8 protein-coding genes are annotated in these 6,265 nt (G+C 72.6%); 4 read left to right on the top strand and 4 right to left on the bottom strand.

The window, feature by feature from the left end:
* The coding region (locus C3489_RS40065) for a hypothetical protein (protein WP_374936773.1) at nucleotides 1–225 on the bottom strand (225 nt) is incomplete at its 3' end.
* 62 nt (nucleotides 226–287) lie between these two features.
* Between C3489_RS40065 and C3489_RS24105 the strand changes: the two genes are divergently transcribed.
* The gene (locus C3489_RS24105) at nucleotides 288–935 is read left to right on the top strand and encodes an SGNH/GDSL hydrolase family protein (protein WP_374936772.1); all 648 of its coding nucleotides are present in this window, start codon (nucleotides 288–290) and stop codon (nucleotides 933–935) included.
* Nucleotides 936–948: 13 nt separating this feature from the next.
* On the opposite strand, the gene C3489_RS24100 is transcribed toward C3489_RS24105, so the two are convergent.
* The 3 genes from C3489_RS24100 to pcaC all read right to left on the bottom strand — a co-directional run bounded on the left by C3489_RS24100 (nucleotide 949) and on the right by pcaC (nucleotide 3,783).
* The gene (locus C3489_RS24100; protein WP_103784133.1) at nucleotides 949–1,728 is read right to left on the bottom strand and encodes an exodeoxyribonuclease III; all 780 of its coding nucleotides are present in this window, start codon (nucleotides 1,726–1,728) and stop codon (nucleotides 949–951) included.
* 41 nt (nucleotides 1,729–1,769) lie between these two features.
* Nucleotides 1,770–2,405, bottom strand: a complete 636-nt coding sequence (locus C3489_RS24095; protein ID WP_103784132.1) for an MBL fold metallo-hydrolase — start codon at nucleotides 2,403–2,405, stop codon at nucleotides 1,770–1,772.
* 76 nt (nucleotides 2,406–2,481) lie between these two features.
* Nucleotides 2,482–3,783 carry a 4-carboxymuconolactone decarboxylase gene (pcaC, locus tag C3489_RS24090; protein WP_103784131.1) on the bottom strand — a complete coding sequence of 434 codons (1,302 nt, stop codon included), beginning with the start codon at nucleotides 3,781–3,783 and terminating at the stop codon, nucleotides 2,482–2,484.
* A 152-nt stretch (nucleotides 3,784–3,935) separates the two neighbouring features.
* Here pcaC and C3489_RS24085 point away from each other — a divergent pair, with 152 nt between their 5' ends.
* The 3 genes from C3489_RS24085 (at nucleotide 3,936) to C3489_RS24075 (ending at nucleotide 6,236) form a co-directional block, all read left to right on the top strand.
* A complete protein-coding gene (locus C3489_RS24085; RefSeq protein ID WP_103784130.1) occupies nucleotides 3,936–4,040 on the top strand; it encodes a BBE domain-containing protein in 105 nt (34 codons plus the stop codon).
* Nucleotides 4,041–4,227: 187 nt separating this feature from the next.
* Nucleotides 4,228–5,187 (top strand): hypothetical protein, encoded by a 960-nt coding sequence (locus C3489_RS24080; RefSeq protein WP_103784129.1) that lies wholly within the window; start codon nucleotides 4,228–4,230, stop codon nucleotides 5,185–5,187.
* A 2-nt stretch (nucleotides 5,188–5,189) separates the two neighbouring features.
* A complete protein-coding gene (locus C3489_RS24075) occupies nucleotides 5,190–6,236 on the top strand; it encodes an FAD-binding oxidoreductase (RefSeq protein WP_103784128.1) in 1,047 nt (348 codons plus the stop codon).
* Nucleotides 6,237–6,265 lie beyond the last annotated feature (29 nt).

The following is a 6,265-nucleotide window of genomic DNA, read 5'->3' as shown; positions in this document are numbered from 1 at the left end:
CGCGTCGGGGGCGGCGCCGACGGGCACGCCGGTGGCGGTGTCCTTCGACGGTGCGGCCGGGGTGGAGATCCCGGCCGGGGCGCAGGCGGTGAGCGATCCGCTGGCCTTCGCGGTGCCCGCCGGGGCGGACCTGCTGGTCAGCTTCCATCTGCCGGGACCGGTGACGGCGGCGCCCGTCCACCGGCTCGCGCTGCAGCGGTCGTATCTGAGCGGGCCGGCGACCACACCGCGGACGTGTCGCCCGAGCGTACGCCACGACCCTGACCAGCTGGCCGCTGCTGACCGGGGTGGACGTCGGCGGCGGGCCCGGGTCGGTGGTCGCGCTCGGCGACTCGATCACCGACGGGGAGCGGTCGACGCCCGACGCCGGCCGCCGCTGGCCCGATGTGCTGGCCGGGCGGCTGCGCGGACAGCGTGTGGTGCCGCGCTACGGCGTCCTCAACGGCGGCGTCTCGGCCAACCGCGTGCTCGCCGACGGCTACCCGGGCGACGGCGTCACGACCGTGCAGTCCGGGGTGAGCGCCCTGCACCGGCTGGAGCGGGACGTGTTCGCGCAGACCGGGGTGCGCACCGTGGTTATCCTGGAGGGCGTCAACGACCTGCTGGCGGGGGCGCCGGCCGGGGCGCTGATCGACGGGCTGCGCACCATCGCGGACCGGGCGCGCGAGCGCGGGCTGCGCGTCCTGGCCGCGACGATCCTGCCCTGCGCGGGCCACGCCCGGTGCCCGGCCGCCGTGGACACCGAGCGCCGGGCCGTCAACGCCTGGATCCGCGCCACCGGTGGCTTCGACGGCGTGCTGGACTTCGACGCCGTGGTCCGCGACCCGGCCCGCCCGGAGCGGATGCTGCCCGCCTACGACAGCGGCGACCATCTGCACCCCGAGGACGCGGGAATGGCCGCGCTCGGGAACTCGGTGGACCTGCGGCTGCTGTGAGCGCCGGGGTGCCTCAGACGTCCAGGTCGACGACGACCGGCGCGTGGTCCGAGGCTCCCTTGCCCTTGCGCTCCTCGCGGTCGACGTAGGCGTCCTTGACGGCCTTGGCGAACGGCTCGTTGCCGTACACCAGGTCGATGCGCATGCCGCGGTTCTTGGGGAAGCAGAGCTGGCGGTAGTCCCAGTAGGTGAAGGGCTGGTCGTACTTCAGCGGGCGCGGCACCACGTCGTTCAGCCCGGCCTCGCGCAGTGAGGCGAGCGCGGCGCGCTCCGCCGGGGTGACGTGGGTGGAGCCCTCGAACGCGGCCACGTCGAAGACGTCGTCGTCGGTCGGCGCCACGTTGTAGTCGCCCATCACCGCGAACGGGCGGCTGCCCTGGGCGTCCCCCGCCACGGCCGCCTTCAGGGCCTCGAACCACTGGAGCTTGTACGCGTAGTGCGGGTGCTCCACCTCACGGCCGTTGGGCACGTAGACCGACCAGACGCGGACCGGGCCGCAGGTCGCGGAGATCGCGCGCGGCTCGACGGCGCCGTCGAAGCCGGGGTCGCCGGGCAGGCCCTTGACGACGTCCTCGATGCCGACGCGGGAGACCACCGCCACGCCGTTCCACCGCCCGGTGGCGTGCACCGCCGCCTCGTAGCCCAGCTCGCGCAGCTGCTCGAAGGGGAACTGGTCCTCGGCGACCTTGGCCTCCTGCAGGCACAGCACGTCGGTGCCGCTGCTCTCCAGCCAGGCCAGGAGCCTCGGGAGGCGGGCGGTGATCGAGTTCACGTTCCAGGTCGCGATGCGCATGCCTCACAACCTACCCGGCGGCACTGACAACGCGGTCCCCGCTAGACCTCCGTGCTGCTTCCCGGGGTCAGCCGCTGGTGGTCCGTGCCGCCGAGGGCGCCGATCTGGCGGTCGTAGATGGGGCGGGCGAGGTCGGTCAGGAGGGCGTCGTGAACGTCGTAGGCGCGACGCGGCCCGACCTCGCGGACGTAGTCGATGACCTCGGAGATCTTGTTCCAGGGGGCCATCACCGGCAGCATCAGCGTCTCGACGGGGTGGTCGGGGACGGTGAGCGCGTCGCCGGGGTGGAAGACGGCGCCGCCGTCGATGAGGTAGCCGACGTTGGTGACGCGCGCGATGTCGGGGTGGATCACGGCGTGCAGTTCGCCGTGCACCTGGACGTCGAAGCCGGCGGCGGTGAAGGTGTCGCCGTGGCCGACGGTGTGCACCCGGCCGGGGAAGGCCGCCGAGATCTGCTCGGCGACCGACCGCAGGGTCCAGATCTCGGCGGCCGGGTTGTGCTCCAGCGCGGCCCGCAGCCGCCCCTCGTCGAAGTGGTCCGGGTGCTCGTGCGTGACCAGGACGGCGTCCGCGCCGAGCGCGGCGTCCTGCTCGCTGAAACCGCCCGGGTCGAGGACGAGCGTCCGCCCGTCCTTCTCCAGACGGACACAGGCGTGCGACATCTTCGTGAGCTTCATACGCCCATCCTGCCCCGGGCGGCGCAGGGGTGCGGCGGCGCACCTCCGTGCCGCCGCCCGGATCTCACTCGGGATCTCACTCGGCGAGGGTGGTCTCCTCGCGGATGACCTGCTGGGCCACCTTGAAGGCGCTGCTCGCCGCCGGGATGCCGCAGTAGACGGCCGCCTGCAGCAGCACCTCCTTGATCTCGTCCGGGGTGAGTCCGTTGCGCAGGGCGGCGCGGGTGTGGAAGGCGAGCTCCTCCAGGTGACCGCCGGCGACGAGCGCGGTCAGCGTGACGCAGCTGCGGGAGCGCCGGTCGAGGCCGGGCCGGTTCCACACCTCGCCCCAGGCGTAGCGGGTGAGCAGCTCCTGGAAGTCGCCGGAGAAGTCACCGGCCTGCGCCAGCTCCTGGTCGACGTGGGCGTCGCCGAGCACCTCCCGGCGCACCTTAAGCCCCGCGTCGTACGGGTCGGGGCGCCCGGCGGGCTGGGGCTCCGCCACGGCGGGCGCGATCTCGGCGATCGGGGCCGTCGGCTGCGGCGGCGGCGCGGCGAGCACCGGCTTGACGGGCGCGGCCGGGATGGCGATCTGGCCGGTGCCGGGGTCGATGACCGGCTGCCAGGCGGTGGAGAAGTGCGTGACGAGCAGGTCGGTCACGGCGGCCGGCTGTTCGACCGGGACCAGGTGGGAGGCGCCGGGCACGACCGCGAGACGGGCGTCGGGGATGCCGGCGACCAGCGTGCGCGCCTCGGCGGGCCCGGTGACCTGGTCCTCGGAGCCCACGAGGACGAGGGTCGGCACGCCCACCCGGCCCAGCTCGGGCCGTACGTCGAACGCGGCGAGCGCCTCGCAGGCGGCGATGTAGCAGCCGGGGTCGGTGGTGCGCACCATCTGCACGGCCCAGTCGGTGATCGCGGGCTGTGCGGCGGCGAAGCCGTGCGTGAACCAGCGGTCGGGGGACGTGCGGGCGATCGGGTCGAGGCCGTTGGTGCGCACGATCACGCCGCGCTGGCGGAACTCGTCGGCGGTGCCGAACCGGGGCGAGGCGGCGATCAGCACCAGCGAGGCGAGCCGCTCGGGGTGGCGCAGCGCCAGCTCGACGCCGACGGCACCGCCGAGCGCGCAGCCGGCGTACCCGAAGCGCTGCACCCCGAGCGCGTCGAGGGTGGCGAGCAGGCGGGCGGTGAGCTCGGCGACGGATCCCGCGGGGTGCGCGGGTGCACCGCCGTGCCCCGGCAGGTCGAACCGCAGGACGCGCCACTGCTTGACCAGCTCCGGGACCTGCCGGTCCCACATGTGCCAGGTGGTACCCAGTGAGGGACCCAGGATCAGGACCGGGGCGTCCTCCGGCCCGTCAAAGCGGTATTGCAGGGTGTTCGACGGTGTCTCACTCACGCGTCAGACCTTCTCACGTCTCACGGACGCCTCTCCAACGGGGGGACGCCGGGTTCCGTCTCGACCAGGTCGTGGACCGCCGCGGCAGACCCGCTGGGTGTCCTGCTTGAGCGCGCCCGAAGCACCGCGCCGGCGCCCGCCCGGGACCGGCGGTGTGCGAGAACTACCCGCGGATGCAGCGCGTCAAGGCCGCCTTCGACCCTGAGCAGCTGTTCGACTTCCCCCAAGCGGTCACGGGCCGGCCGGCCGACAAGTGAGCGCGCTCGACCGCAACAGCCCTGGAAGGAGCGCACATTGACCGATTTCCGAGCCGTCTGGTTCTCGTAGGAACACACGAATCACAGATCTCAGACTGCTCACATTTCAGGTCTTTGTCGCCTGGCTGATACCCGTCCACCGGCGATGTACTCCTCGGGCAAGCCGAACCAACGAACGGGGAAAGCCTTGTCTGAGAAGCTGCTTGGCCGTCAGATCGAGATCTCCTGGCCCGACCTCGGCATCACGGTCGCCGCCGATCTCGACGACCGCAACCCGGCGCTCGCCGACGCCCTGTGGGAGTCCCTGCCCTACCAGAGCCTCCAGGGGCACGCACTCATCGCGGGAGAGCACCTCTACCACGTGGCGCCGATACCCACCCTGCTGCACACCCCCCACACCACCCGTATCCCCGACCGGCGCGAGGCCCCCGACGGCACCGTGTTCTGCTCCGGCTTGCAGCACCTGGGCATCAAGTACGGCACCTTGACGGAGCCGATGCCCGCCACCCCCGTCGGCCGGATCCGTGAGGCGGACATGCCCGCCCTGCTGGAGGCCGGGGCCGCGATCTGGGACGCCGTCTACTCCACGAAGAAGCAGATCCTCGTCGAGGTCCGCCGCGCCGGCGAACCGGGGGGCCACCGCATCCCGGTGCTCCACGCCGGCGACGCGGACGCCGGCCGCCTGATCGCCGACATCGCCGCCGAGACCGAGAGGATCTGGCTCGCGCCCCCGGTCGAGCTGGAAGACCTCCACCAGGGCGTCATCCCCTCCCAGGCGGGCAACTTCGGCACCGTCCTTCCCACCCTGCTGTTCGTCAACGGCGAGACGCGTCCCCTGGGTTACGCCTCCTACGGCGGACTCGTCCGCGCCGCCGTCCAGGGCATGCCGATGGACTCCCTGGTCCACATGACCCGCCTCCTGGTCGGCGTCCCCGCCGAGTTCCTCGGCTACTGCGGCCTGGAGAAGCTGTGGGCGTTCACCCAGCGCTTCCTCGACGTCCTCGACCGCCTCGACCGTGACGACTTCTACGCCGTCACCAGCCAGATGGCCCTCTACATCAACTGCCTCGGCGGCTGGAACCTCCAGCTGTACCCGTGGGACACCGGCGACCACCTGCGCCAGCAGGGCGTCAAGGCGGGCGCGTAGCCATGACTGCCCTGCCTGCCCGCGCCGAAGCCGTCGTCGTCGGGGGCGGAGTGATCGGCACCTCCACCGCCTACCACCTCGCCGAAGCCGGCGTGGACACCGTGCTGCTGGAACGCGGAGGCCTCGGCGGCGGCGCGTCCGCGCACACGGCGGGCATGGTCCGCACCTACTTCCCCGGCAACCCCTCCACGGGGCGCAGGGCCGTGCGCAGCCTGAACGCCTATCACGACTTCGCCCGCCGCACCGGAGCCTCACTCGGCCTGAAGCGGCTGGGGTTCATGGCGCTGTTCACCGACGAGCAGCAGATCGCCGCATTCGAGGCGGACCAGCAGGACCAGCAGGCCGCCGGTGTCCAGGTCGGGCTGATCGGTGCCCGCGAGGCGGCCGAGCTGAACCCGCTGATCGACGAGCGCGCCGTCCTGGCCGCCGCCTGGTCCCCGGAGGCGTACCACGTGGACGGCCTGGACATCGTCCGCGGCTACGCCGCCGCCGCCCGCAACCACGGCGCCCGCCTGTTCACCCACACACCCGTCACAGGCATCGACGACGACAACACCGTCCACACCCCGCAGGGCAGCATCAAGGCGGACAGCGTCGTGTGCACGGCCGGACCCTGGTCCGGCGAGGTGGCGGCCATGGCGTCGGTCGACCTGCCGCTGACGCCCCACTCGATGGAGATGCTGTTCACCGACGTCCCGCCCGTCCCGCACCGCGAGTTGCCCATGACGATGCATGTCGCATCCGGGCTGCGAATCCGCTCCTGGCGGGACCGCATCCTCCTCGCGATGGGCGCACCGAAGGCCGGCGAGAGCCGCGAGGCCTGGCTCGGCCGCATCGCCGGGCATCTCGGCACCCTGTTCCCCGCCCTGGACGGCAGCGGCCTGCATCGCGCGTGGACCGGCGACTTCGACGCCAGCCCCGGCAACTCCGCCTTCATCGGCGAACACCCCACCCGCCGCTTCCTGTACGCGGCCGGATTCACCGGCGCGGGTCTGTGCCAGGCGCCCGCGGCCGGAGAGAAGCTGCGCGACCTGCTGATCGCCAAGTAGCCCCATAACAGGAAAGAATCCCGTGATTG

It is taken from the genome of Streptomyces sp. Ru71, assembly GCF_002920535.1.
GTDB lineage: Bacteria > Actinomycetota > Actinomycetes > Streptomycetales > Streptomycetaceae > Streptomyces.
Note: the sequence above shows the minus strand (reverse complement) of the source record. Positions and strands in the feature narration are given on the sequence as shown.

What these genes read in the sequence shown, in the direction of transcription:
- C3489_RS24095 (WP_103784132.1), bottom strand. Translation starts at nt 2,405, where the DNA reads ATGAAGCTCACGAAGATGTCGCACGCCTGTGTCCGTCTGGAGAAGGAC.
- C3489_RS24100 (WP_103784133.1), bottom strand. Translation starts at nt 1,728, where the DNA reads ATGCGCATCGCGACCTGGAACGTGAACTCGATCACCGCCCGCCTCCCG.
- C3489_RS24075 (WP_103784128.1), top strand. Translation starts at nt 5,190, where the DNA reads ATGACTGCCCTGCCTGCCCGCGCCGAAGCCGTCGTCGTCGGGGGCGGA.